Source organism: Alteromonas sp. G4i13, from assembly GCF_054960505.1.
Genome location: NZ_JBHNYX010000114.1, coordinates 1 through 868, shown reverse-complemented (window position 1 = coordinate 868; position 868 = coordinate 1). Strand labels below are relative to the sequence as shown.

General features: G+C 45.2%; 1 protein-coding gene. It reads left to right on the top strand.

The features are described 5' to 3' along the window. Positions 1 to 840, top strand: an 840-nt coding sequence (locus tag ACFI6J_RS21525; RefSeq protein WP_069949036.1) for an elongation factor Tu, incomplete at its 5' end; no start/stop codon positions are given. Between the last annotated feature and the right edge of the window lie 28 nt (positions 841 to 868).

Sequence of the window (868 nt, the reverse complement as noted above, 5' to 3'; positions counted from 1 at the left end):
ACTCGTGAGCACATCCTACTTGGTCGTCAGGTTGGTATTCCTTACATCATCGTATTCATGAACAAGTGTGACATGGTTGACGATGAAGAGCTTCTAGAGCTAGTAGAAATGGAAGTTCGTGAACTTCTTAACGAATACGAATTCCCAGGTGATGACCTACCAGTTATCCAAGGTTCAGCTCTTAAAGCGCTTGAAGGCGACGCAGAGTGGGAAAAGAAAATCATCGAGCTTGGTGAAGCGCTTGATTCATACATCCCAGAGCCAGAGCGTGCAATCGACAAGCCGTTCATTCTTCCAATCGAAGACGTATTCTCAATCTCAGGCCGTGGTACAGTTGTAACGGGTCGTGTTGAGCAAGGTATCATCAAGGTTGGTGAAGAAGTAGAAATCGTAGGTATCAAAGATACTACTAAGACTACTTGTACTGGTGTTGAGATGTTCCGTAAGCTTCTTGACGAAGGCCGTGCAGGTGAGAACGTTGGTGTTCTTCTACGTGGTACTAAGCGTGATGAAGTTGAGCGTGGTCAAGTACTAGCTAAGCCTGGTTCAATCACTCCACACGTTAACTTCGAAGCAGAAGTATACGTACTATCTAAAGATGAAGGTGGCCGTCATACTCCATTCTTCAAAGGCTACCGTCCACAGTTCTACTTCCGTACAACTGACGTAACTGGTGCTGTAGAGCTTCCAGAAGGCGTAGAAATGGTAATGCCTGGTGACAACCTTAAATTCAAAGTTGAGCTAATTGCTCCGATTGCGATGGAAGAAGGTCTTCGTTTCGCAATCCGTGAAGGTGGTCGTACAGTAGGTGCTGGTGTTGTATCTAAGATCCTAGACTAATCTAGACTTAGCAACACAAGCCAAAAAA